The organism is Salinifilum ghardaiensis (genome assembly GCF_054491345.1).
This window is the reverse complement of record NZ_CM137101.1, coordinates 1,629,669-1,651,582: the sequence shown is the minus strand read 5'-3', so window position 1 is coordinate 1,651,582 and position 21,914 is coordinate 1,629,669. Positions and strand designations below refer to the sequence as shown.

At 70.0% G+C, this 21,914-nt stretch carries 23 protein-coding genes and 3 pseudogenes; 15 read left to right on the top strand and 11 right to left on the bottom strand.

Going from position 1 to position 21,914, the window contains the following annotated elements:
* Positions 1-100 precede the first annotated feature (100 nt).
* From ACVGV0_RS07500 to ACVGV0_RS07455, 10 genes and pseudogenes are all read left to right on the top strand, one after another.
* Positions 101-820 (top strand): ASCH domain-containing protein, encoded by a 720-nt coding sequence (locus ACVGV0_RS07500; protein ID WP_459159136.1) that lies wholly within the window; start codon positions 101-103, stop codon positions 818-820.
* A gap of 217 nt (positions 821-1,037) precedes the next feature.
* On the top strand, positions 1,038-1,967 hold the full coding sequence (locus ACVGV0_RS07495) for an alpha/beta fold hydrolase (protein ID WP_459159135.1): 930 nt from the start codon (positions 1,038-1,040) through the stop codon (positions 1,965-1,967).
* Positions 1,858-2,166 carry a transposase gene (locus ACVGV0_RS07490; RefSeq protein ID WP_459159134.1) on the top strand — a complete coding sequence of 103 codons (309 nt, stop codon included), beginning with the start codon at positions 1,858-1,860 and terminating at the stop codon, positions 2,164-2,166. The genes ACVGV0_RS07495 and ACVGV0_RS07490 overlap by 110 nt, the downstream gene beginning before the upstream one ends.
* Entirely contained in the window at positions 2,163-3,050 is an 888-nt protein-coding gene (locus tag ACVGV0_RS07485; RefSeq protein WP_459159133.1) for an IS3 family transposase, read from the top strand. The genes ACVGV0_RS07490 and ACVGV0_RS07485 overlap by 4 nt, the downstream gene beginning before the upstream one ends.
* 17 nt (positions 3,051-3,067) lie before the next feature.
* Positions 3,068-3,348 (top strand): annotated as a pseudogene (locus ACVGV0_RS07480) (Tn3 family transposase); the annotation flags it as partial.
* 208 nt (positions 3,349-3,556) lie between these two features.
* The gene (locus tag ACVGV0_RS07475; RefSeq protein WP_459159132.1) at positions 3,557-4,819 is read left to right on the top strand and encodes a hypothetical protein; all 1,263 of its coding nucleotides are present in this window, start codon (positions 3,557-3,559) and stop codon (positions 4,817-4,819) included.
* 9 nt (positions 4,820-4,828) lie between these two features.
* Positions 4,829-5,194 (top strand): hypothetical protein, encoded by a 366-nt coding sequence (locus ACVGV0_RS07470; protein WP_459159131.1) that lies wholly within the window; start codon positions 4,829-4,831, stop codon positions 5,192-5,194.
* Positions 5,195-5,261: 67 nt separating this feature from the next.
* Positions 5,262-5,767 (top strand): annotated as a pseudogene (locus ACVGV0_RS07465) (DUF1028 domain-containing protein).
* Positions 5,767-6,330, top strand: coding sequence for a tetratricopeptide repeat protein (locus ACVGV0_RS07460; RefSeq protein WP_459159130.1), 564 nt, complete (start codon positions 5,767-5,769; stop codon positions 6,328-6,330). The pseudogene ACVGV0_RS07465 and the gene ACVGV0_RS07460 overlap by 1 nt, the downstream one beginning before the upstream one ends.
* A complete protein-coding gene (locus ACVGV0_RS07455) occupies positions 6,294-6,560 on the top strand; it encodes a recombinase family protein (protein WP_459159129.1) in 267 nt (88 codons plus the stop codon). Before ACVGV0_RS07460 ends, ACVGV0_RS07455 begins: the two co-directional genes overlap by 37 nt.
* A 121-nt stretch (positions 6,561-6,681) precedes the next feature.
* On the opposite strand, the gene ACVGV0_RS07450 is transcribed toward ACVGV0_RS07455, so the two are convergent.
* A complete protein-coding gene (locus ACVGV0_RS07450) occupies positions 6,682-7,941 on the bottom strand; it encodes an IS701 family transposase (protein WP_459159128.1) in 1,260 nt (419 codons plus the stop codon).
* Between ACVGV0_RS07450 and ACVGV0_RS07445 the strand changes: the two are divergent.
* Together ACVGV0_RS07445 and ACVGV0_RS07440 are read left to right on the top strand one after the other, a co-directional pair.
* Positions 7,883-8,002, top strand: a pseudogene (locus tag ACVGV0_RS07445) (hypothetical protein); the annotation flags it as partial. The gene ACVGV0_RS07450 and the pseudogene ACVGV0_RS07445 sit on opposite strands and share 59 nt — an antisense overlap.
* A gap of 33 nt (positions 8,003-8,035) precedes the next feature.
* Complete coding sequence (locus ACVGV0_RS07440) at positions 8,036-8,227, top strand: helix-turn-helix domain-containing protein (RefSeq protein WP_459159127.1); 192 nt, start codon at positions 8,036-8,038, stop codon at positions 8,225-8,227.
* Positions 8,228-8,372: 145 nt separating this feature from the next.
* Here the strand turns inward: ACVGV0_RS07440 and ACVGV0_RS07435 are convergent, their stop codons facing one another.
* From ACVGV0_RS07435 to ACVGV0_RS07405, 7 genes are all read right to left on the bottom strand, one after another.
* Positions 8,373-9,380, bottom strand: a complete 1,008-nt coding sequence (locus tag ACVGV0_RS07435) for a 1-aminocyclopropane-1-carboxylate deaminase (protein ID WP_459159126.1) — start codon at positions 9,378-9,380, stop codon at positions 8,373-8,375.
* A 205-nt stretch (positions 9,381-9,585) separates the two neighbouring features.
* A complete protein-coding gene (locus ACVGV0_RS07430) occupies positions 9,586-10,146 on the bottom strand; it encodes a hypothetical protein (protein WP_459159125.1) in 561 nt (186 codons plus the stop codon).
* Positions 10,143-11,678, bottom strand: coding sequence for a sodium/proline symporter (locus tag ACVGV0_RS07425; protein ID WP_459159124.1), 1,536 nt, complete (start codon positions 11,676-11,678; stop codon positions 10,143-10,145). Before ACVGV0_RS07425 ends, ACVGV0_RS07430 begins: the two co-directional genes overlap by 4 nt.
* Positions 11,675-11,803 (bottom strand): hypothetical protein, encoded by a 129-nt coding sequence (locus ACVGV0_RS07420; RefSeq protein WP_459159123.1) that lies wholly within the window; start codon positions 11,801-11,803, stop codon positions 11,675-11,677. Before ACVGV0_RS07420 ends, ACVGV0_RS07425 begins: the two co-directional genes overlap by 4 nt.
* 88 nt (positions 11,804-11,891) lie before the next feature.
* Positions 11,892-13,205, bottom strand: coding sequence for an MFS transporter (locus ACVGV0_RS07415; RefSeq protein WP_459159122.1), 1,314 nt, complete (start codon positions 13,203-13,205; stop codon positions 11,892-11,894).
* A 93-nt stretch (positions 13,206-13,298) separates the two neighbouring features.
* Entirely contained in the window at positions 13,299-14,990 is a 1,692-nt protein-coding gene (locus tag ACVGV0_RS07410) for an urease subunit alpha (RefSeq protein WP_459159121.1), read from the bottom strand.
* On the bottom strand, positions 14,987-15,565 hold the full coding sequence (locus tag ACVGV0_RS07405; RefSeq protein WP_459159120.1) for an urease subunit gamma: 579 nt from the start codon (positions 15,563-15,565) through the stop codon (positions 14,987-14,989). The genes ACVGV0_RS07410 and ACVGV0_RS07405 overlap by 4 nt, the downstream gene beginning before the upstream one ends.
* 110 nt (positions 15,566-15,675) lie before the next feature.
* Here ACVGV0_RS07405 and ACVGV0_RS07400 point away from each other — a divergent pair, with 110 nt between their 5' ends.
* A complete protein-coding gene (locus ACVGV0_RS07400; RefSeq protein ID WP_459159119.1) occupies positions 15,676-16,899 on the top strand; it encodes a PucR family transcriptional regulator in 1,224 nt (407 codons plus the stop codon).
* A 177-nt stretch (positions 16,900-17,076) separates the two neighbouring features.
* Entirely contained in the window at positions 17,077-17,616 is a 540-nt protein-coding gene (locus ACVGV0_RS07395; protein ID WP_459159118.1) for a hypothetical protein, read from the top strand.
* Here ACVGV0_RS07395 and ACVGV0_RS07390 read toward each other — a convergent pair.
* The 3 genes from ACVGV0_RS07390 to ACVGV0_RS07380 form a co-directional block, all read right to left on the bottom strand.
* On the bottom strand, positions 17,603-18,469 hold the full coding sequence (locus ACVGV0_RS07390; RefSeq protein ID WP_459159117.1) for an NAD(P)-dependent oxidoreductase: 867 nt from the start codon (positions 18,467-18,469) through the stop codon (positions 17,603-17,605). The two genes, ACVGV0_RS07395 and ACVGV0_RS07390, sit on opposite strands and share 14 nt — an antisense overlap.
* Positions 18,466-19,227 (bottom strand): HpcH/HpaI aldolase family protein, encoded by a 762-nt coding sequence (locus ACVGV0_RS07385; RefSeq protein WP_459159116.1) that lies wholly within the window; start codon positions 19,225-19,227, stop codon positions 18,466-18,468. Before ACVGV0_RS07385 ends, ACVGV0_RS07390 begins: the two co-directional genes overlap by 4 nt.
* 94 nt (positions 19,228-19,321) lie before the next feature.
* On the bottom strand, positions 19,322-20,287 hold the full coding sequence (locus tag ACVGV0_RS07380; protein ID WP_459159115.1) for an aldo/keto reductase: 966 nt from the start codon (positions 20,285-20,287) through the stop codon (positions 19,322-19,324).
* Between the two features lie 330 nt (positions 20,288-20,617).
* Between ACVGV0_RS07380 and ACVGV0_RS07375 the strand changes: the two genes are divergently transcribed.
* The gene (locus ACVGV0_RS07375; RefSeq protein ID WP_459159114.1) at positions 20,618-21,913 is read left to right on the top strand and encodes a four-carbon acid sugar kinase family protein; all 1,296 of its coding nucleotides are present in this window, start codon (positions 20,618-20,620) and stop codon (positions 21,911-21,913) included.
* Position 21,914 lies beyond the last annotated feature (1 nt).

Sequence of the window (21,914 nt, the reverse complement as noted above, 5' to 3'; positions counted from 1 at the left end):
CCGCTTGCGGACGTGCGGATGGGTTCGGTCGGCGGCTGCGTAAAGCGACAGAAAGGCGCCTCTACTCGCTCCTGTGCACAGTGTCGCTACGATCACGAACATGCTATCGGCTGACCACCGCGACCTCGTTCGTGCGGCTGTGGCCCACGCGGAAGCTGTCAACGACGATGGAGACCACACGGTCGCGGCCGCGCTGCAGTTGCACAGCGGCGCGGTTGTCCTCGGGGTCAATACATACCACTTCCTCGGTGGGCCTTGCGGCGAGGTCAGCGCCCTGTCCAATCGCGCCGCGACCCACTCCGACGACCCGATCGTTGCGGTCGCCGCCGCCTACGGCCCGACCGGAGATGTCATCCCGCCGTGCGGCAAATGCCGCCAGATCCTGTTCGACATCGACCCCGCGATCCGCTGCATCGTCCGCGAGGCCAACGGGCTCACCGCTGTACCGGTGCGTGACCTGCTCCCGCATGCCTTCGACTGGCGGGACGCCGAGCGACCCCAGCGGCTGTACATGTGGGAAGGCTACGAAGACAGTATCCGCAACGGCAGCAAGCGCCAGACGATCCGGGTGGACGACCCGTTCTGTCCTGGCGAGGCCCGCATCGTCTTCGAGAAGGAGTCCGGCGACGTAGTGGACCTTGCCGTCGACATCGTCTCAGTGCGAACTGCAGCACGCGCAGAACTCACCGAGCAGGACGCACAACGCGACGGCTTCACCGACCTCGCAGAACTCCACGCAGCCCTCAACCAGCACTACCCCGGACTGGGCCCTGAAGATCCCATCGACATCGTGGCGTTTGCGCTCCACACCGAGAAGTAGCAGCGCAACGTCTATCCCTGCCGACGGTGCACCACCAATGTCCGTTGATGGATCCTTCAGCGAGACGGGTTGGTGATCAGGTGATGTTCGCTTGTGGCTAACCCGTCTCGACAGCACTTCCTTACCTGGGCAACGTGGCAGCCGGGTACCACGAGCAGCGCCTCTGAGATGTACGACGTGTTCGATGCATCCGAGCAGGGCGGGCGAGGAAGAATTCATGAGCAGCGAAAAGACCAAAGTGATAGAGTCGACGATGCTGCCGTTGGGCGAGGTCAACCTCGTCGATCGCGGTGCCGGTCCGGCGCTGTTGTTGCTGCACGGCAACGGCCGCACGTGGGAGGACTGGCGGTCTCAGCTCCAGACGCTGACCGATCGGCTGCGGCTGATCACGTACGACCAGCGTGGTTTTGGCCAGTCGACGCTCAACGGGGACCTGTTCTCGCTCGTCCAGCTCGCCGACGATGCCGCTGAGGTTCTCCATCAGCTCGACATCGAGCATGCCTACGTCGCAGGGATATCGATGGGTGCCCAGGTCGCCCAAATCCTGGCACGCCGCCATCCCCACCGCGTCGACGGAATCATCCTCGGCGGATCACCGTATCTGGCCGCGAACTCCCAGGCCCTGCACGACCACGCGGCGATCGGCGATCTCGAGTCCATGACCGACGAGCAACTGCTCGAGTATATCGACGCATCGTTCGCACAGCTCGAGCAGGACAGTCCGCCTTCAGAGGCGGAGCGGAATGCCCTGTTCACGCAGCTCAAGCGTCAGTCGCAACGTCGATTCTGCCTGGAAGACCTCACCATCCTGCAGGAATACGAGAAGATCGACGTCCCCACCCTGGTCCTGCACGGCGAAGCAGACCCGCTCCTGCCCGAGGAGGGAGCGACCAGGATGAGCGAGCGCATTCCCACAGCCCGACTCGTCGTAGTTCCGAGTGGCGGGCACATCGCCAACATGGAACCAACATCTGAGGGTCCCCCGTTTTGTCGGAGGCTTCTGAGTTTGGTCCCCTGGGGCCAGGAAAGGAGTCTTCGTGGCGGCACCACGCAAGTACCCACCCGAGCTGCGGGAGCGGGCGGTGCGACTGTGGCGCTCGGACGAGTCACGGCCGATTGCCCATATCGCTCGGGAGCTGGGCATTAACGCCGAGACGTTGCGCAACTGGATCCGGCAGGACGAGGCTGACCGGGGCCAGCGCTCGGATCGGCCCACCAGTGATGAGCAGGTCGAGTTGGCCCGACTGCGGAAGGAAAACGCCGAATTGCAGCGGGCCAACGAGATCCTGAAGGCCGCCAGTGCCTATTTTGCCCGGGAGCTCGACCCGCAACCCCGGCGGAGGTGATCGGCTTCGTGGAGGAACACAAGCCTGTCTTCGGGGTCGAGCCCCTGCTCCGGGTACTGGACGTGCCGACGTCGACCTACTACGGCTGGCTGGAGCAACGGCGCCACCCTGCCGAGCGGCACCACCGAGATGCGGCGCTGGCCGAGCGCATCGAGGCCATCCACGTCCGTTCCAGCGGCACCTACGGTGCCCCGCGGGTGCATGCCCAGCTGGCCCGTGAGGGCATCCACACCGGGCGCAAACGTGTCGAGCGGCTCATGCGACAGGCCGGGCTGCAGGGGGCCTACCTGCGTCAACGCACTCGGTCGACGACCACACCGGATCCGGGTGCCGAGCGGGCCGCAGACTGGGTGCAGCGGGAGTTCACGGCCTCGGCGCCGAACCGGTTGTGGGTGGCCGATATCTCGCATATCCCCACCGGCGAGGGCCCGTTGTGGCTGGCTACCGTCCGGGATGCCTACTCGCGACGCATCGTCGGGTGGAAGACCTCCGATCGCCAAGACACCGAGCTGGTACTCGGGGCGCTGGAGTACGCCTTCTGGGGTCGCGACACCGACGGGCAGCTGATCCACCACAGCGATCGTGGCAGTCAATACACCGCGATCCGCTTCACCCAGCACCTGGCCGACCTGGGTGTTCAGCCGTCGGTGGGCTCGGTCGGCGATTCCTACGACAATGCCCTGGCCGAGAACTTCTTCGCCACGCTCAAGGTTGAGCTGGTGTATCGCTGCTCATGGCGCACCCGTGACGAGGCCGAGCTGGCGCTGTTTCGCTATATCGACGGCTGGTACAACCCGCAGCGCATCCAACGCGGCCTGGGCTGGCGCAGCCCCGACGAGTACGAAGCTAACCACCTCGATCGTGAACCGGTCGAAGCCACATAACCAACCCTCCGAACAACCGGGGGAAGCTCAATCAGCCCTACCGCCAGGGCCAGGAAGACCAGCTCGGCGCTCTCGGGCTGGTGCTGAACATGGTGTGCTCTGGAACAGCGTCTACCTCGACGCCATCATCAAGCACCTCCGCAGCCAGGGCTATCCCGTCAGCGACGAAGACGTGGCCCGCCTGTCCCCGCTGGGCTGGCACCACATCAACATGTAAGGCCGCTACGCCTTCACCAGCAGCCCACCCAGCGAGCTCCGCCCGTTGCGCGATCCCAGCGCCCCCAACAACGAACTCTGAACCTCTGTACGGAGGGAATCCATATGCGCGTGTGGCCGGAGTACGGCCGATATCGGCCGTGCTCCGGCCACACGCGCTGTAGAACCGTTGCTCCGTTCCAGTGCATCTCCGCAAATCGGTTGCACATTTTCCGTTTCATGCCGATACTTCGGATTCTCGGGGGATCAGTAACCGAAGGATGGGGAGTATGCGTGCACGACGATCGTCCGTGGGCCAGGCCTTATTGGCCGGCTCTACGGCACTGTTGCTGACCGGGAGCATGGGGGCGACGGCCCTGGCCAGCCAACCTGGGGAAGATGCGCCACCGAACCGGGAGACCAGCCCCGTCACCCCGGAGGCAGAGGTATCACCACACGTCACCCGGATCATGTTTGAACAGCCGCAAACGGCGGATGAACTGCGAGAGAAATTGGCCGGTAGCGAGGTGCTGCAGTTGCGCTACACCGGGGAGGTCAGCGGCGTGTCCCAACCCGGTCCGGGAGTACCAGCGACGCAAGCTGTTGATCAGTTCGAACGGACCACGACCGCGGAGTACCAGGCCGCTCCCCTGGTTTTCATGGCCGTCGTGGACGGGCAGCGTGACCCTGCGTCGCTACCAGGGGCGCAAGTGGACACATTCGATTCGCAGTCTTCTGCAGTCAATCAGCTTCCTCAACACACGTTAAAGCAGGCGAGCCAGGCCACGCGCGACCGGCGGGCGAGCCTGACTGGCCAGGGGGTTGCGGTGGCGGACCCCCAGCGCAACGCGGAACCGGTTGCGCCGGGTCCGCAGGCACCGCCGAAGGAGTACCGGTGGTCGCCGATCCAGGGGCAGATGCAAACCTGGGACACGGAAAGCGGTCCGGAACCCGAGCACCCGCGCAAATTCCGCTACAACATGACCTGGGCCTCACAGGCCGACATCAATGCCTTCGGTGATGATTTCGGCCTCGAGCACGGGGCAACGCTGTACAACACCGACGACATCTCCGACTGGACACGGCCGTACTGCAACCCCTTCGACTTCAACGAGCCCTACAACAACTTCTGGGCTGCATGGGATAGCGGCTTCAAGTGGAACGCGGTGGAGTGGGGCACCAACGTGCCGGGCGAGGCAGCACCCTATTGGGACTGGGACGACGCCACCGACTCATGCCAGGAACTGGGTTTCCAGATCGGTGTAGGCTATCCAACCAACCTGCAACCACGCCAGGGCTACAGCATGTGGATCCATGCCTCTCGCGGTGACCAGTCCAACTCGGAGTTCACGCTGAACACCCAGAAGATCTCCAATGACTGCAACGACGTCGGGCTGGATCCGGGCGGCTCCTGCATGGGGCTCAACTACAACCGGCCAGGTTCGGGTACCGAAGACTTGGTCACCCTCGAAGATCAGCAAGGCTGGACGGTGCCAGGCTGCGTGAACTGGAATCCGACCCGTCAGCCCACGCGACTCGACAACGGCCAGGCCAGTTGCCCGGCCAATGGATAATGCGTAGCCATGGCTGCCAACGATGAATCCGCACGGCCAGCTGCCGCCTCCCAGCCCCGCTGGGGCCGGCAGCTGGCCCTGACTCTGACGATGTCGGCAGCGTTCTTGCTGCTGGCCGGTCTGCTTTTCGTCGGCACGAGTGCGAAGGTCGCCAACGACTGCCTCGACACAGGATTTCACATCCCCGGACGCAGTGGTGTCGCGATGACCGAGGAAGGCTGTCGGGTGTTGGTCAACCACCAACGCTCGGCTCCACTGCCCGACCTCACCAGCGGGGGTGCTCTCGCTGCGCTCGGATTCGCCGCGCTCGCCGCGCTACCTCCCTACGTACTCGCGATCCGCGTTCACCGTCGCCGAACAAGGTGTGCCGAGTGAAGCTGTCGAAATCTCGTCTGCCGGGGCATGTTCACCGAGCAGACCTGACCGCAACAAGGATCGCTCCATGGTTGGTCTATCCGGGAGCATGGGATGGATGACGTATTCGATCGTGGTCTGTGATCGGGCGAATGGTCAGATGGGCGTGGCGATGCAGTCGTGCCTGCCCGCCGTGGGCGCCACAGCGGTGTGGGCTCGGCCCGGGGTCGGGGCGGTCGCCACCCAGGGGTTCGCCGAGCCTGCCTATGGCCCGCGCTGCCTGGATGCCCTCGCCGACGGCGCGGCGGCCACGGAGGCCCTGACCACGGCCAGCGACCTCGATTCGGGGGTAGTGCTGCGCCAGGTCGGCGTCGTGGGCGTGGACGGGTCGGTGGCTGGCCACACCGGGGCTGCATCGCCCACGCCGGTCACCAGCTCGGTGACGCGTGTGCGGTGCAGGCGAACATGGCCGCCAGCGCAGGGGTGTGGCCGGCCATGGCCGAGACCTTTCACGCGGCATCGGGGTCGTTGTCGCAGCGGCTGCTCGCGGCGCTCGAGGCCGCCCAAGCCGCTGGTGGCGATGCGCGGGGGTGATGGCCGCCCTGCTGGTTGTCGATGCCACGCCCCAGGACACCCCGGGAGCCGGGCGAGTGGTCGACCTGCGCGTGGATCGCAGCGACGACCCGCTGGGGGAACTGCGGCGACTACTGGAGGTCTCCGAGGCCTACACGCACTCCGGGTACGCGGTCGAAGCCCTGGCCAGTGGCGACCTCGACACCGCGCTGACCACGGTCGACCACGCTCTGGCCCAGCTTCCCGATGAACAGAGCCTGCGCCTGGTCCGCGCGAGTGTGCTGCTTGCCCGCGGCGACATCAGCCAGGCCCGGCATGAGCTGCAGGGCCTCACCGCAGCACGGTCCAGCTGGGAGACCATCATCCGCGGCTTCGCCGCACAAGGATTGCTCACCGTCCCCACCAGCACCACCCTCGACGAGCTCCTCAAAGGAGGATGGCTAACCGTTACACTGCTGATCATGTCCGGCACCCTGGTTGGCTACGCCGCTGCTCCACCGACGAACAAGACCTCACCGCCCAACGCGACCGGCTGGTCGAACTCGGCGTGGACACCGAGCGGATGTATCTCGACCACGGCCTGACCGGCACCAAGAGAACACGGCCCGGGCTCGACCAGGCGCTGGCAGCCGTCCGCGACGGCGACACCCTCGTGGTGCCGAAACTCGACCGGCTGGCCGCTCGGTGCCGGACGCGCGCCATCGGCGATGATCTCGCCGAGCGGGGCATCGCCCTGTCACTGGGTGGGCAGGTCTACGACCCGGGCGACCCCATGGGAAAGATGTTCTTCAACATCCTAGTAGGGCTTTGTTAAGTTCTTCTTCGTTGCTGGTGAAGGGGTTGCCAGTTGTCTGGAGGGGGTTGGTGGCAGGTGGGGCAGGCGCCGGTCCAGACGGCCAGCAGGGTCTGGAGTTCGCGGACGACGGCGTACAGGGTCAGGCCGGCGCAGGGGCTTGTGGGTCGTAGCGCAGCTGGGTGCAGATCGCTTGGGCGAGGCTGACCAGGGTGACGTGGCGATACCAGCCTTGCAGGTTGCGGCCTTCGAAGTGGTCGAGGCCGAGGCCGGTTTTGAGTTCGCGGTAGTCGTGTTCGACACGCCAGCGCAGCTTGGCGAGTTGCACCAGCTCACGCAGAGGCGTGTCGGTGGGCAGGTTGGACAGCCAGTAGTCGGTGGGCTCGGGCTCGTGTGGGGGCCATTCAGCGATGAGCCAGCAGGCGGGCAGGCTGCCGTCGGCACCGCGGGGGATCTGGCGGTTCGCCGGGCGCACCCGTAGTGCCAGGAACCGCGAGCGCATCGCCCCGGTGCGATTGTCTGGGGTCTTCTTGCTGCCGTGGCGCCAGGTCACGTGATGCAGGCTGGCCCGTCCGGCGGCCACGGCGAGCTCGCGCAGAGTCGTCGGTTTGCTCGGATAGCCCGGCTGCGGCGGGCGCCCGGCACCGGACCACTCCGGTGTCACCGGCACCGCGTCATGCGGCTGGGCACTGGTGGTGGCCTTGACCGCGACCACGTAGCTCAAACTCCGTTGGTCCAGGCCGAGCCGGAAGGCGGTGGCATCGCCGTAACCGCTATCGGCAATCACCGGATGCGCGGACAACTGCCACGTGTCGGTGGCTTCGTCGAGCATGTCCAGCGCCAGCCGCCACTTCTCCCGATGCCGCACCTGCTCGCCAATGCCGGCCCGCTTACGCCGACCGCGGATCGCTGCAGCCGTGGCGGCATCCTCGGCAGCCGCATCGTCCCAACTGGCCGGCAGGAACAGCCGCCAGTTCACCGCCGCCGAGGCCCAATCCGTGGCGGCGTGCAGGCTGACCCCGATCTGGCAGTTGGCCGTCTTGCCCAGCGTGCCCGAGTACTGCCGGGTCACGCCAGGAGAGTCGTGCCCGTCCTTGACGAACCCGGTGTCATCGACCACGAACGCGCGCGGGCCGAGGAACTGCTCGGCCCAGCCGGCCAGCCGCCGCCGCACCTGCCCGTCGTCCCAGGTCGACGAGGAGATGAACTGCTGCAACCTCTGGTGATCCACTCCGAGCCGCTCGGCCATGGGCTGCATCGACTTGCGCTGCCCGTCCAGCAGCAGCCCGCGCAGATATAACTCGCCCTTGGCCCGCTGATCTCGCCGCGGCACTCCCGCGAGCATCTGGGCCGCGAAGGCCTCCACACGCGGGGCCACCGTCTGCATCTCCTCCGGAGTCACACCAAGATCATCACATACAAGATCAACACTTAACAAAGCCCTACTAGTCGCCGAGTTCGAGGTTGACCTCCTGCGGGCCAGGACCAAGGAAGGCATGGCCGTGGCGAAAGCCAAGGGCAAGCTACGCGGCAAACAGCCCAAGCTCTCCCCGAAACAGCAAGCCGAGCTGCGACGGATGCACGCCAGCGGCGACTACACGATCACCGACCTCACCGAGCTGTTCTCCGTCTCCCGGCCGACCGTCTACCGCACCCTGCAGCGCGGCCACCATTCTCAGGCAGAGTGATACTCGTCCCCCGAAATCCCAGATCAGCAGCCTAGCGAGGCATATCCGCCCGATTTTCGGCGAGTTCTACGGCGACCCCTGATAGCCCACTGCAGCGAATCGCACACAGTCGAATGCCACTGGCTACCAGTAGGCACCACCGGTGTCACCCGAAGGCGCCGCTGTAGGCGTTGAGGGCGGGCTGTCCGCCGAGGTGGACGTAGAGGACGTTGGAGTCCGGGGGGATGTCGCCGTCCCGGACGAGGTCGAGGAGCCCGGCCATCGATTTGCCCTCGTAGACGGGGTCGAGGAGCACGCCTTCGAGCTGGGCCGTCAGGCGGATGGCATCGATGGTCGACGGCGCGGGAACGCCGTACGCGTCACCGGCCCAGCCCTCGAGCAGGGTGATCTCGTCGGCGCGCAGTTCCCGGTCGAGGCCGAGGGTCCGCGCGGTGTCGCGGGCGATCTTCTCGACCTGCGCGCGCGTGTCGGCGATCCTGGCCGAGGCGTCGATCCCGATGACCCGGCGGGGGTGTTCCTGACCGGCGAACCCGGCGATCATGCCGGCGTGCGTGCTGCCGGTGACGCTGCACACCACGATCGTGTCGAAGAAGACCCCCAGTTCCCGTTCCTGCTGCTGCACCTCGTGGGCCCAGTTGGCGAACCCCAGTCCGCCCAGCGGGTGGTCGGAGGCCCCGGCCGGGATCGCGTAGGGCGTGCCGCCGGCGGCGCGGACCTCGTCGAGGGCTCGCTGCCAGCTGTCCTTGAAACCGATCCCGAACCCGGCCTGGACCAGCCGGACGTCGGCTCCGAGGATGCGGGAGAGCAGGATGTTGCCCACCTTGTCGTTGACCGCGTCCGGCCAGTCCACCCAGCTCTCCTGCACCAGCACGGCCTTCAGGCCGAGCCGCGCGGCGACCGCGGCCACCTGCCGGGTGTGGTTGGACTGCACCCCGCCGATGCTGACCAGGGTGTCCGCGCCCCGCCGGAGGGCGTCGGGGACCAGGTACTCCAGCTTGCGGGTCTTGTTGCCGCCGAAGGCGAGCCCGCTGTTGCAGTCCTCCCGCTTGACCCACACGCGAGCGCCGCCGAGGTGCTCGCTGAGCCGGTCCAGCGGATGGATCGGGCTGGGGCCGAACAGCAGGGGGTGGCGTTCGAAGTCCGCGAGGGTCATCGCATCTCCTCGGTGTCGTGGTGGGTTGCTCCGGGCCGAGGCAGCGGGCGTTCCGCACTGGCACCGCGGCCGGAGCCGCGCAGCGGAGCCGGGCGCTGGCCGTCGAGCGGGCGGCCGGCACCTCGGCTCATCCCGCCCCGAACACCCTGGCGGATCGGACCGCGCTGAGCCAGGTCCGACGCGCGCCGCCGCTCTCGCGCGGTGGTCAGCGGGCCCGCCACCGGCTTCGGCCCGGTGCCCGGGACTGCGCGGAGGACCGGACCTCCCCCGCCACGTAGTGGCTGCCGTTCAGGCCGTCGACGAGCACCTGCACCGCTCGTCCGCGGTGCACGACGGTGAGCACCCAGTTGGGTTTCCACACGCGGTCGACGATCCGGGCTTCGCGGAGGGACCCCGGATCGAGCAGGCGCCGGGTCCGGAGGAGCTGGGCCGACACGGCCTCCGTGGCGCGGCGGACGGCTTCCGCGGTGGTGATGACTCCCTCGGGCCCGCGGATGGTGGCGTGGCTCTCGAGTTCCGGCCAGGGATCGGTGAGGTGGGCGCGGCCTCCGACGGCGTCGACGAGGGTGTGCACCCGCGTTCGCTGCGCAGGAGCGGTCCTTCGACGTCGCCGCGGGGAGCTCCGCCGGACCACGTCGAAGGCGACGGCGACGAACGGGTGGTGGTGCAGCTCGGCGGGCCCGACCTGCGCGCGCGGTGCTCGCCGCGCGCACAGGTCCACCGCCTCCGCCGCGGCGATGCGGGCGGGGAGGGCGTACGTCGTCATCGGGGTGGCACCTGCCCAGCCAGCTCGTCGTTCTGCCCGGCCAGCATCCCGGTCGGGACCGGTCCCACCCTGGCCGCTTCCGCCACGGCAGCGCGCACGTGCCGCGGCACCGGGTGGGATCGGGCGGTGGCCAGGCTGCCGACGACCATGGCCGCCGTGGAGGCCAGCACCCCGACGGCCATCGCGTCAACACCGAGGGCGTCCTCGAGACCGGCCGCGAGCCAGGCGATCACGGTCGCGGTGCCGACCAGCATCGAGCTGATCGCTCCGACGGTGTTGGCCCGCGGCCACCACGCGGCGGCCACGTAGGCGGGCACGAACGCCGCCCCGAGGATGGTGGTGGCGAAGATGACCACCGCGGCGACCGCGGGAGGTTCGTTCACCGCGACGAGGTAGCCGATCGCTCCCAGCACCAGCACGGTGGTGCGCGAGACCCACACCCGCTGCCGCTGGGTGAGGTCAGCCTTGACGAACCGCGCGAGGAGGTCGTGGCTGGCGATCGTGCCGCCCTGCAGCAGCAGCGCGTCGGCGGTGGACATGATCGCGGCCATGATCGCTGCCATGACAATGCCCACGGCGAAGTCGGGCAGCACCGCGTCCGCCGTCGCGAAGATCGCCATCTCCGGGTTCGCCAGTCCGGGCACCACGACCAGGGCGAGCACGCCGACGATGTAGGGGGCCGGGATGAACAGCAGGTTGAAGGCCGTGGAGTAGACGCCGGCCATCCGCGCCTCGCTGGGTCGCCGCATGGCCATGTGGCTCACCACGACGTGGGGCCACCCCATGTAGCCGATGGAGAACACCAGCAGCGCCCCGAGGACCAGGCCCCACTGGCCCTGGTTCTGCAGACCCCGCCCCCACATCGTCAGCAGGGTCTCGTCGATCCGCGCGACCTTCTGGTGGCCCTCGGTCGGCCCGCCCACCGCCATCAGGGTCGCGATGAGGATCCACAGCACGCCGATGAACATGACGATGGCTTGCACGAAGTCGGTGTAGGCCACCGCGAGGTAGCCGCCGAGGAAGGTGTAGAGCGCGATGACCCCGATGGCGGCCAGCAACGCCGCCGGGTACGGCACGCCCGTGACCATCGCGAGGCCGCGCCCGCCGGCGATGAACTGCGAGAGCACGTAGAAGAACAAGCAGAACAGGGCGATGGAGGAGGCGATGATCCGGGTCCACCGGGACGGGTACCGGTGCTCGAGGTACTCGATCGACGTGATCGACCCCAGGAGCTGGGACAGCTTGCGCATCCGCCGGCCGAGGACCGACAGGTTGAGGATGCCGCCTCCCAGGTCGCCGAGGGCGTACCACATCCCGAAGTAGCCCTGCGTGTACGCGAGCGAACCGGCGCCCAGGAACATGTACCCCGACATCGAGGAGCTCTGCAGGCGCAGCGCCGTGACGGGTGCTCCCAGCGTGCGCCCGCCGAGCAGGTAGTCCTCCGCTCCGCCGGACCCCATCCGCGCGGTGGCGAAGCCGATCCCCGCCATCGCGATGAAGTACAGGACGAGGAAGACGAGTTCGGTGCTCATCGGCCGCTCCTCTCGTCCTCGTTCTTCCAGTTCCTGCTGCGCCACGCGAAGACGGCGGTGTAGACCACCCAGAACAGGGCGACCCCGGCGATCACGGCGACCGTGGTGGTCGGCAGTCCGAACAAGCTCCCAGTCCTCCTTCGAGTGGCCGTCGACGACGGCGCCCAGCAGGTCGGTTCGGGACTCAGCAGGCCGCTGCGCCTGCTTTCCCGGTCACACCACGGTCACCTCGTCGCGGACGCGCAGTCGGCCACCGAGCCAACCCCCCAGCCCGGTGAGAGCCGCCAGCGCCACCACCAGCAGGGCCACGGACCAGGACTGCTCCCCGCTCGCGGCCAGCCCCGCGGTCGCCAGGAGCGGGACGAAACCGCTGACCACACCGCCGAGGTTGTAGGCGACCGAAACTCCGCTGTAGCGGAGGTGCGGCGGGAAGAGCTCCGTGAGCAACGCGCCCGAGACCGCGTAGGAGATCGACAGGCAGGCCACTCCGAGGGTGACGCCGAGGACCACGAGAACGGGGTTCTTCGTCTCCAGCAACCAGAACACGGGGAACGCCGCGGCCGCGGAAGCGATGCTGCCCGCCACGCAGACGTTCCCCGGTCCCCACCGCTCGGCGATCCGGCCGAAAGCGATCAGGATCCCGATCTCGAAGGCCGCCGCCACGAGCGTGGCGCCGAGCATCAAGGACTTCGGCAGGCCGAGAGTTCCGGTGCCGTAGCTGATGATGAACGTGGTCAGCAGGTAGAAGCCGCCGACGCCGAGGAGGGAGGCGCACAGTCCCACGAGGACGCGACCGAACGAGCGGCGCAGCACCTCGAGGACCGGTACCGGGGTGCGTTCCCGCCGCTCGAGGAGTTCGGCGAACAGCGGTGATTCCTCGACCCTGCGGCGGAGGTACAGGGCGACCAGCAGCAGCGGGATCGCGGCGAGGAACGGCAGGCGCCACCCCCAGGAGTCGAACTCCCCGGGCGGCAGCAGCGAGACCAGTGCGAAGGCGCCCGAGGAGAGCAGGGTCCCGATCGGGGAACCGAGTTGCGGCATGGCGGCGTAGCGCCCCCGGTGCTGCGGGGGTGCGTGCTCCACGGCCAGCGTGACCGCACCACCCCACTCGCCGCCGACAGCGATGCCCTGCAGGATGCGGAGCAACGTCAGCAGGATCGGCGCGGCGAGTCCGATCGCCGCGTAGTTCGGCAGCAGCCCGATCGCTCCCGTGGCCGCGCCGATCAGGGTCACCGTGAGGATCAGGGTCGTCCGGCGGCCGCAGCGGTCGCCGAGGTGCCCGAAGACCACCGCTCCCAGCGGACGCGCGAGGAACCCCACGGCGAACGAGGCGAACGCCGCCATGGTGGCCACCAGCGGATCACCGGTGGCGAAGTACAGGCGGTTGAACACGATGGACGCGGCGGTGCCGTAGAGGAAGTAGTCGTACCACTCCAGGGCCGTTCCGACGAACGCGGCGAAGGCGACCTTCCGCGCTTCGCTCTCGGTCACCGTCGGGCGTTCCGGTCTGACGGGGTGGGTGGTCATGGCTCGGTTCCTCCCTCGGAGTCTGGGCCCGTCCGCACCCCGTCGTGCGCACGAGCGCGTTGCGCGGGAGCAAGTCCGGCACCGGACTCCCCTTCACGCCAGGTTCTGCACCTGCGTCAACGGCAGCGATCCGGCGCGGTGGACGTCGACGGCTGTTCCGTCCACGTGGACGGGAGCGGGCGTGCCGGGCACGTCGACGCGGGGGGTGGCGGTGTTCGCCGTCATGTCCCCGCGGCTCAACCCCCTGCTGCCGCGGACCGCGGCGTACCGGACGCCGGAGGGCAGAGCCGATCGCGATCGGGCGTCGTCCAGGCACTGCTCGGAGACGAAGACGCACGACGAACTCCGCGGAGCACCGCCCAGCGCACCGAAGAAGGCTCCCATCGCCCGCGGTTCCGTGATCCTCGTCGATCCCGCCCCCGAGCCGCTCGCCCCCCAGGCGACGAACCCGGACTTGAGGACCAGCTCCGGCTGGGCGCCGAACCAGGCGGGGTGCCACAGCACGATGTCGGCCATCCGCCCCGGGGCCAGGGAGCCGACTTCGTGCTGCATCCCGTGCGCGATCGCCGGGTTCTCGGTGATCTTGGCCAGGTACCGCAGGACCCGCGCGTTGCACGGGCGCTCCGGACCGGCCTCCCCCGCCAGCCGCGCCTGCACGTGCGCGAGCTGCCAGGTGCGCCGCGCCGTTTCCGCGATCCTCCCCATGCCCATGGAATCCGAGTTGACGATGCTGATCGCCCCCTGGTCGTGCAGCGCGTTCTCCGCGGCGATGGCGTGCTCGCGCAGGCGGCTGCCGGCGATGGCGACATCGCTCTCCAGCCCTCCGTGACCTTTGTGGACGGTCATCGTCATCGGGAGCAGTTCCGACAGGGTGGCCGGGGTCAGCGGGAGCGTCGGCGTGGTGGACGAGGTCAGCACGTGCGGGCAGGAGACGATCTCCAGCAGGTCCGGATGTCCGCCGCCGCCTTCCACGTGGTAGGCGTGCACGGTGCGTCCGGAGGTCGCGTCCAGCGTGTCGGCGAGGAATCCCGACTCGTTGAGCGTGTCGGTGTGCAGGGCGACGGGGAGATCGGCGTCCTCGGCGACGCCCAGGCACGTGTCGACGATCTGCGGGGTGGCTCCCCAGTCCTCGTGGATCTTGAAGCCGCCCGCGCCCGACAGCACGGCCTGCTCCAGCAGATCCGCCGAGGACGACGAGCCGCGCGCCAGGAAGGCCACGTTGACGGGCACATCACGCCAGGCCTCGATGAGCCTGTGCAGGTTGTGCCCGGGGTTCGCCCCGACGTCCCACACGCCTCCCAGGCCCATGCCGACCATCGACGTCACACCGGCGCTCAACGCGGCGGGGACGACTTCGGGGCTGGACAGGTGCACGTGCGAGTCCACGACGCCGGGGGTGGCGATCAGGCCGTCGCCGGTGACCATCGCGGTGTGCGAGTCGACGACGAGCTCCACGCCGTCCGCGCTGTCCGGGTTCCCGGCGCGTCCGGTACCGACGATGCGGCCGTCCTTCACGCCGATGTTCGTCTTGCGCACCCCCAGCGAGGGGTCCAGGACGAGCACGCCGAGAACCACCAGGTCCAGCGCGCTCTCCCGCGGAGCCTTCCCGGCCACCAGCAGCCCGTCCCGGGCGGTCTTGCCGCAACCGCCCAGCAGCTCTTCCCCCGGCTCGGTGTCGTCGCCCTCGACCTCGACCCACAGGTCCGTGTCCGCGAGCCGCACCCGGTCGCCGGTCGTGGGGCCGTACAACTCCGCGTAGCGCTCGCGGCCGACGCGTGCGCTCATCGCTGACCACCCCTGCTGACCACCGTCACCGTGCGGGAAACCCCCGGCGGGAACTCCAGCGACGTCCCGGTGAGCACGTCCAGCCGGTGCCCCGCGACCGCTTCCCTGTCCATCTCCAGCGCCGGGTTGGCCTGCTCCAGCGGGAAGTGCGAGGACAACCAGACAGCCCGGGAACCGCCGTTGCGCACGTCGACCTGCTTGCGCGGACGACCCGGGGCCAGCTCGACCTCGCCGGCCGCGGCGCGCACCGCACCCGCGGCGTCCTCCCCCGCGGGACCGAACGGCCCGTCGACGTGCACCAGCGCGGTCCCGTGCGGGAACAGCGCTTCGACCTGGATCTTCGGCACGGCAGCCGCGACTCCCGGCAGGACCTGATCGGGCCGCACGAGCCGCTCGGCCCGGGCGACGACGTCGTCGATGTGGTGGCCGTCCCAGGCCATCTCCAGGACTTCGTCGCAGACCAGCGCGCACGCTTCGCTCGATCCCAGGGGCGCACCGCGGCCGAGTCGGCGGCGGGCCAGTTCCGCGGCGGTGAACAGCGTCAGGCGCTCCTGCTCGCGCGGGCTCAGATGCATGGGTCTCCCTGTAACACACATCATGTCCGAGGGGTTTGACACACCCTGAATGCTGTATCCGCACAGGACAATGGTGAATTGTCGCCGATCGAGGCCGGAAGATTGGGCACATGCACACTCCCCACCCGCAGCCCGGATCCCTGCAGGTGCTCGCGCACGCCTGCCTCGAGGACCTGGGGGAGCTCGTCGACGCGTTCCTGGCGGAGCTCGCGAGCATGCCTCCGTACCAGGGAGGGATGATCCCCTGGACCGAGCTGCGCCAGGACGCCGAGGCCAGCTTCGAGATGCTGCTGCGATCGATCGGCGGTCTGCCCTCGCCCGAGCGGCTCTCGACGACCTCCGAGCAGATCGGACGACGACGCGCCCAGGCCGGGGTCCCGCTGGAGGTGCTCCTCCGGGCCGTCCGGCTGGACTTCCGCATCCTGTGGGCCGCGCTGCTGCACCGCGCCGCACCGGACGACCTCGAACAGCTCGTCGAAGGGGCGGTGACGGTCTGGGAAGCCGTCGAGCAGCACACGCTCAGCGTCCACGTCAACTACCTGGACGAAGCCGCGGTCCTGTCCCGGGAGCGCGAGCAGGAGCGCAGCCGGATCATCGGGCAGCTGCTCAACACCGGCGGCCGCGACCCGCAGGTGCTCGCCCAGGTAGCGACGGCGCTGGAAGTCGCGCCTGACGCGCACTTCGCCGTCGCCGTCGGCGACCCGGAGCACGAGCGCACCGTGCGGGAGGCCGTGAAGCGGCTGCACTCCAGCGGCATCACCGCGCACATCCACATCGAGGACCGGCGCCCCCTGCTGATCGCGGAAATGCCGCCCGGCACCAGGGAGGTACCCGCGCACTGGCTGCGGGACGTCCCCTGCGGCCTCGGCCCGGCCGCGCGCGGGCTGGCCGCGATCCCGCGCTCCGTCCGCATCGCCACCGAGGTGTCCCGAGCGGCCGGGCCGGAGACCGACGGGCCGAAGCACCTCCGCCAGGTGTGGCGGGAGGTGGTGTCCGGCAGGCTGTCCGAGACCGGAACGGCCCTGGCCGACGAGGTCCTGGCCGAGCTGGAGACCACCACCGAGCACGAGCGCTCCCGGCTGGTCGAAACGGCAACCGCCTACTTCGCGTCCGGGTCGGTCACCACCACCGCCAAGGCCCTCTTCTGCCACCGCAACACCGTGCTCAACCGGCTGCACCGGCTCGGCGAGATGACCGGCGGTGACCTCAACCACCCCGGCCATGCCGCGCTCGTGCAGCTGGCCCTGCACATCCGCGGTCTCGGCACCTCCGGTGGAGGTCGGGAGGGAGGCGCTGCGGCGAAGTCCGCGCGGGAACCCCGCGAACGGAGCTGATCCCCTGCCCAGCAGCACCGCCGCGGCGGGCGCCGCAGGCAGCGCACGGACGTGGGCCCTCCCGCGGTTGCCGGGCAGTTCCGCGATCGCGGGCACGAGCGCCCCGGACGCGCGCTCGAAGCAGGCATACTCGTCGTATCAGCCTCCGCCCCCGAGCTGCCGCCGAAAGATGTCGCCATGTCCAAGAGACCCGTTTTCGCCGTGCTCGCCGCGTCGGTCCTCGCGCTGTCCGGCTGCGCCACCGGCCAGTCACCTCCGGCCGACCACAGCCCCGGCGCCACCGAAACTCCGACGGAGGTGCGCCACTGGGGCGAAACGGTCGACAACGACCAGGGCCTGACCTTCCGCGTCGCCGAACCGCGGTGGGAGAGGAACGCCGTCGGCGACCCCGTGCTGCGCGTCACCACCACCGCCACCAACCAGGGCCAGCTGGAGCTGTCCGGTGTCGGGGCGCACGCCTACCGCACCGATCGGGGCCCGGCGACCGTGCGGCTGACCAGCCGCGGGGAGAACGAGGCCACCCTGGTGCCCGGGGAGTCCGCGCGGGACGAGACGTCCCTGTCCGTGCCCCCGGGAGCGCAGACCCTGCGGGTCGTGATCGCGCAGGGCACGGCACCGACGGCGACACCACCTGCGGTGAACATCCACTTCACCGGCCCGATCCCGCGCAAGGCTCCCGCGCCCGGCGGGCACGCCGCGGAGTTCACCCGAGGCTGATGCCGCAGGCCTCCAGCACGCCGTGGACCCCGAGCGCGGTGACCGCGGCGCTGCTGACCACCAGCGCCGCGGTCGACCAGGGATTGGCCCGGAACCGCGCGTCCACTTCGGTCGTGCGCTGCCGCGAACGGGTGTCGTCCCAGTCGATGACGCCCAGCAGGCCGAGCGAGTCGGCCCACAACCGCGGCACGCTCGCGGTGGATCCAATCGCCGTCGAGCACAGCACGGCGAGCGCGCCGACGAGGAACAGGTGCTGCGCCCACGTGCCCATCGCGCCGGTGCAGATCCGGGACAGCGTGCTGATCATGCCGCTGCCCTCGGGCACCAGGTTCTGCGGGTGCAGCACGCCCGCACCGATCACGTAGAACGAGAGGGTGCACACCAGCCAGGAGGCGAACACGTCCAAGCGCATCACCGCCAGCCAGCCCTCGGCGCGCCGAACGCGTTCTTCGGTGCCGTCGTCCGGGCCGGTCCAGCGGGCGTACCCCTTCTCCAGGCACCAGTAGGTGTAGGTGGCCATCTCGTCCGCGCCGACGCCGGTGAGCCCGAACATGGAGACGGCGATGCCGAGGGGCCCGCCGGGACCGCGAAGCTGTCCGGGGACGAGCAGTTCCGCCAGGGCCGCCTCGTCGACGAGATCGCCGCGCGCGGTGTTGACCAGCACAGCTCCCGGGCGCATCGACAGCAGAGCAGCGCGGTCCAGCAGCGGCGCACCGCCCGGACTTCCGGGCAGGTGCAGGCTCAGGATAGTCCACCTCGGACACGCACTCGTGGAACGAGGCCTCGCGCGCCCCGCGCGCGGGCGAGGCCCGCCCGCCCCGTCGGGCCCGGCGACCTGCCCGCGCGGTTTCACTCGGTTGCGGCGTTGAGGTGCGCGGCGGCGGCCTGTTCGAGGTGCACGACGTCGGAGGCGACGCTGGCGAAGGTGAAGCCCTGGCCGAGGCGTCGCGCGGCCTGCTCCCCGCCCGGTGTGTGGATACCGGCGGCGATGCCGGCCTCCGCGGCCGCGGTGCGCACGGTTGCCACGGCGTCCTCGAAGGCCTCCTCGACCTCAGGATCGCCGGGATGGGCGCCACCGACGGCCAGGCGCAGGTCGGAAGGCCCCACGTAGACGCCGTCGAGCCCCGGTGTCGCGCAGATCTCGTCGACGTTGGCCAGCCCCCGCGCAGTTTCGACCATGGCGAGCACGACCGTCGCCGCTGCCGCGTCGGCGGGTTTCGGCCCGATCCGCAGGCCCGAACGCATCGGACCGTACGAGCGGTCGCCGTGCGGCGGGTACCGCACGGCGCGCACCGCGCGCGCCGCGTCCTCCGCGGTGTCGACGAGCGGCACGATCACGCCTCCGGCCCCGGCGTCCAGGGCTCGTCCGATCGCGGTGAGGTCGTTGGCCTCGACGCGCACCAGGCCGACCGAGACGCCGCCGGCGTCGACGGCCAGCAGGCCGTTGAGGAGGCCGGAGTAGCCGACGAGCCCGTGCTGGCCGTCGATGGCCACGTAGTCGTAGCCGAGGCGCGCGATGCGCTCGGTCGCCATGGGCGCGTCCAGCACGGACCAGTAGCCGACGAGCTTCTCCCCGTTGCGCAGTTTGGCGGCGAAATCGGTAGCGACCACGGTGCGCTCCCCTTCGTTGCGGAGTTTTCGGTGCGCGTCCCCGCGCTGCGCGCGTCGGTCCGCGGTGGATGCGGTGGCCCGGAGCCGGACGGGGTCAGCGGTTGTACGCGGGCATCGGGCCGCCGAGACGTGTTCCCACCGCGTCGCAGGCCTCGACGACGTCAGGGGGCAGCGACCCGCGAGCTGCGGCGTCGATGTTGGACCGCAGGTGCTCGACCTTCGATCCGCCGAGCAGCAGCGCGCCGGTGACGGGTTTGCTCAGCAACCACCGCAGGGACAGCTCGGTCAGCCCCAGGCCGGCGTCCCGGGCGATCGCGGTGAGCTCGTCGACGGCACCGAAGAGCCCGGCGTCCCAGTACCGCTTCCGGTACGTCTCGGCCAGGCGCGAATCGCCGAACCTGCCGCCCGCCGGGTCGCTCTCGAAGCGGTGCCGCCCGGTGAGCAGCCCACCGCCGAGCGGGTTGTAGACCATGGTGAGCAGTCCGGTGGTCTGGGCGAACTCGGTGTACTCGGATTCGATGCGACGCGCCAGCAGGTTGTACAGCTGCTGGGCCACGACGGGCCGCGGTGCCCCGACCTCGTCGGCGGTGTGGTTGATCTCCGCGATCTGCCAGGCGGCGAAGTTGGACGTGCCGAGCGCACCGATCTTGCCCTCGTCGACGAGTTCGGCGACGGCGCTCAGCGTTTCGTCCAAGGGAGCCGCGCGGTCGGGTTGGTGCAGGTAGAGCAGGTCGACGTGGTCGACGCCGAGGCGCCGCAGGCTGCCGTCGAGGGCGGCTCGCAGCCCGGTCGCCGACAGCGGGGAGCGCTCCCCGGCGTCCGGGTGCGGCATGCCCGCCTTCGTCGCCAGCACGACGTGGTCGCGCCGGTTCGGCAGCAGTTCCCGCAGGATCTCCTCGGTCCGCCCTCCCGCGTAGGCGTTGGCGGTGTCCACACCGGTGATGCCGGCTTCCAGGGCCGTGTCGAGCATGCGGGCCGCACCGGCCGCGTCGACCGTGTCGCCGAAGGTCATCGTGCCGAGCACGAGGCGGGACAGCGGTTGTCCGGTTCCGGGGATCATGCGGCGCTCCTTCGCGTGCGATCTCGGCTGCGGTGCGGTTCCCGCGCGTCGCCGGGCCCCACCCGGCCGGTGTGCCACGCGGCGCTCGCGCGGGTGGCGCCGTGCTGCGGGAGCACCCGCGCGGTCGGACTCGGGTACCTGCGGCGCAGCGGGCCGGAACGCAACCGGTGTTGTGCGCAGCACCCCGTCACGAGCTGTGAGCCTGCCACGAATTGCGCGTTGTGCGCAACTACAGTAGCGTGATTCGCGCATTGATCGTCAGGTGCACCGAGCTGCGCCGCCGACGGGCGGCGTCCGACCGGGAAGAGCAGCGGAGCCGAAAGGGGCGGCATGGACGACGGATCCCGCAGCCGCACGCCCGCGCCTGCCCGCTCCGCGGGAACCGGGCCCGCCGCGTCCCGCGCGACACCGGAGGACCACCCCGGTTTCCACGTGGTCGCCGACGACCTCTCGGGAGCCGCCGAGACCGCCGCCGCCCTGCTGCCCGGATTCAGCGGGGCGCGCATCGAGCTGTCCGGCACCAGCAGCACCGCCCCCCGTCGCACCGGCCCGGGTGCTGCGCGGAGCGCGCACCCGCCTCCGCCGCTGTGCGTGACCGATGTGGACTGCCGCTACGCCTCGGCCGCCGCTGCAGAGCGCGCGGTGCGCGCCGAACTCGGAACGCACCCGCAGCGGCGGGCGTTCGTCAAGATCGACTCGCTGTTGCGGGGCAACGTGGCCGCCGTGCTGGCCGCGCTCGACGCTCCCGTCGTGCTCGCACCCGCGCTGCCGGGCGGTGGACGCACCGTGCGCGCCGGGGTGCTGCACGTGGGCGGCGTGCCGCTGCACCGCTCGGAGGCCTGGGAGGCCGAGGACACCGCACCACCCACCTCCGTGGCCGCGGCGGCCGCACCGGAGCGCTGCCGGACCGTCCCGCTCTCGACGGTCCGCTCCGCGAGGTTGCCGCAGGTGCTGCGCGAGTGCGCCGCGTCCGGCGAGATCCCCGTCTGCGACGGCGAAACCGAATCCGATGTGGACGCCGCGGCAGCTGCGGCGCTCGACGTGCCCGGGGTGCGGCTCGTCGGGTCCGGGGGGCTGGCCGCGGCCGTCGGGCGCCACCTCCCCCCAGCGCGAACCCGCCCGCGGAGCACGCCGAACCCCGCGCACGCCCTGCTGTTCGTCATCGGCACGGCGCACGCGGGGGCCTCCGAGCAGATCCGCCGGCTCGACGCGCGCGTGCAGCGGTTCCCGCTGGAGGTCTCCGATCTGCTCGCCGGATCCGAGCCCGCCGAGCAGATCGCGCGGGCCCTGCGGCACCGCCCGGTCGCGCTCGTGCTGCGCTCCTCCAGCGGCCCCGACCCGGCGCGCTCCCGCGAGATCGTGCGGCGGCTCGCCGCCGCTGCGGGCCGCGCGGTGCGCGCCGCCGCGATCCCGGTGGACCTGGTGCTCACCGGTGGCGAGACCGCGCGGAGGGTGCTCGACGCGCTCGGCGTCACCGCGCTCACCCCCGTCGGGGAAGTCCACCACGGTGCTGTGCACAGCCGCACGACAGCGGGCACGTCCGTGGTGACCCGCCCCGGCGGTTTCGGCGGTGCGGACAGCCTCGCGCGCATCGCCGCTGCACTGCGTCCCGCGATGAAAGGCTGAA

Excerpts from the sequence above, each read along its gene's own strand:
- ACVGV0_RS07500 (WP_459159136.1), top strand. The coding sequence starts at position 101 with ATGCTATCGGCTGACCACCGCGACCTCGTTCGTGCGGCTGTGGCCCAC.
- ACVGV0_RS07495 (WP_459159135.1), top strand. The coding sequence starts at position 1,038 with ATGAGCAGCGAAAAGACCAAAGTGATAGAGTCGACGATGCTGCCGTTG.
- ACVGV0_RS07470 (WP_459159131.1), top strand. The coding sequence starts at position 4,829 with ATGGCTGCCAACGATGAATCCGCACGGCCAGCTGCCGCCTCCCAGCCC.
- ACVGV0_RS07460 (WP_459159130.1), top strand. The coding sequence starts at position 5,767 with ATGGCCGCCCTGCTGGTTGTCGATGCCACGCCCCAGGACACCCCGGGA.
- ACVGV0_RS07440 (WP_459159127.1), top strand. The coding sequence starts at position 8,036 with ATGGCCGTGGCGAAAGCCAAGGGCAAGCTACGCGGCAAACAGCCCAAG.
- ACVGV0_RS07435 (WP_459159126.1), bottom strand. The coding sequence starts at position 9,380 with ATGACCCTCGCGGACTTCGAACGCCACCCCCTGCTGTTCGGCCCCAGC.
- ACVGV0_RS07430 (WP_459159125.1), bottom strand. The coding sequence starts at position 10,146 with ATGACGACGTACGCCCTCCCCGCCCGCATCGCCGCGGCGGAGGCGGTG.
- ACVGV0_RS07425 (WP_459159124.1), bottom strand. The coding sequence starts at position 11,678 with ATGAGCACCGAACTCGTCTTCCTCGTCCTGTACTTCATCGCGATGGCG.
- ACVGV0_RS07415 (WP_459159122.1), bottom strand. The coding sequence starts at position 13,205 with ATGACCACCCACCCCGTCAGACCGGAACGCCCGACGGTGACCGAGAGC.
- ACVGV0_RS07410 (WP_459159121.1), bottom strand. The coding sequence starts at position 14,990 with ATGAGCGCACGCGTCGGCCGCGAGCGCTACGCGGAGTTGTACGGCCCC.
- ACVGV0_RS07405 (WP_459159120.1), bottom strand. The coding sequence starts at position 15,565 with ATGCATCTGAGCCCGCGCGAGCAGGAGCGCCTGACGCTGTTCACCGCC.
- ACVGV0_RS07400 (WP_459159119.1), top strand. The coding sequence starts at position 15,676 with ATGCACACTCCCCACCCGCAGCCCGGATCCCTGCAGGTGCTCGCGCAC.
- ACVGV0_RS07395 (WP_459159118.1), top strand. The coding sequence starts at position 17,077 with ATGTCCAAGAGACCCGTTTTCGCCGTGCTCGCCGCGTCGGTCCTCGCG.
- ACVGV0_RS07380 (WP_459159115.1), bottom strand. The coding sequence starts at position 20,287 with ATGATCCCCGGAACCGGACAACCGCTGTCCCGCCTCGTGCTCGGCACG.
- ACVGV0_RS07375 (WP_459159114.1), top strand. The coding sequence starts at position 20,618 with ATGGACGACGGATCCCGCAGCCGCACGCCCGCGCCTGCCCGCTCCGCG.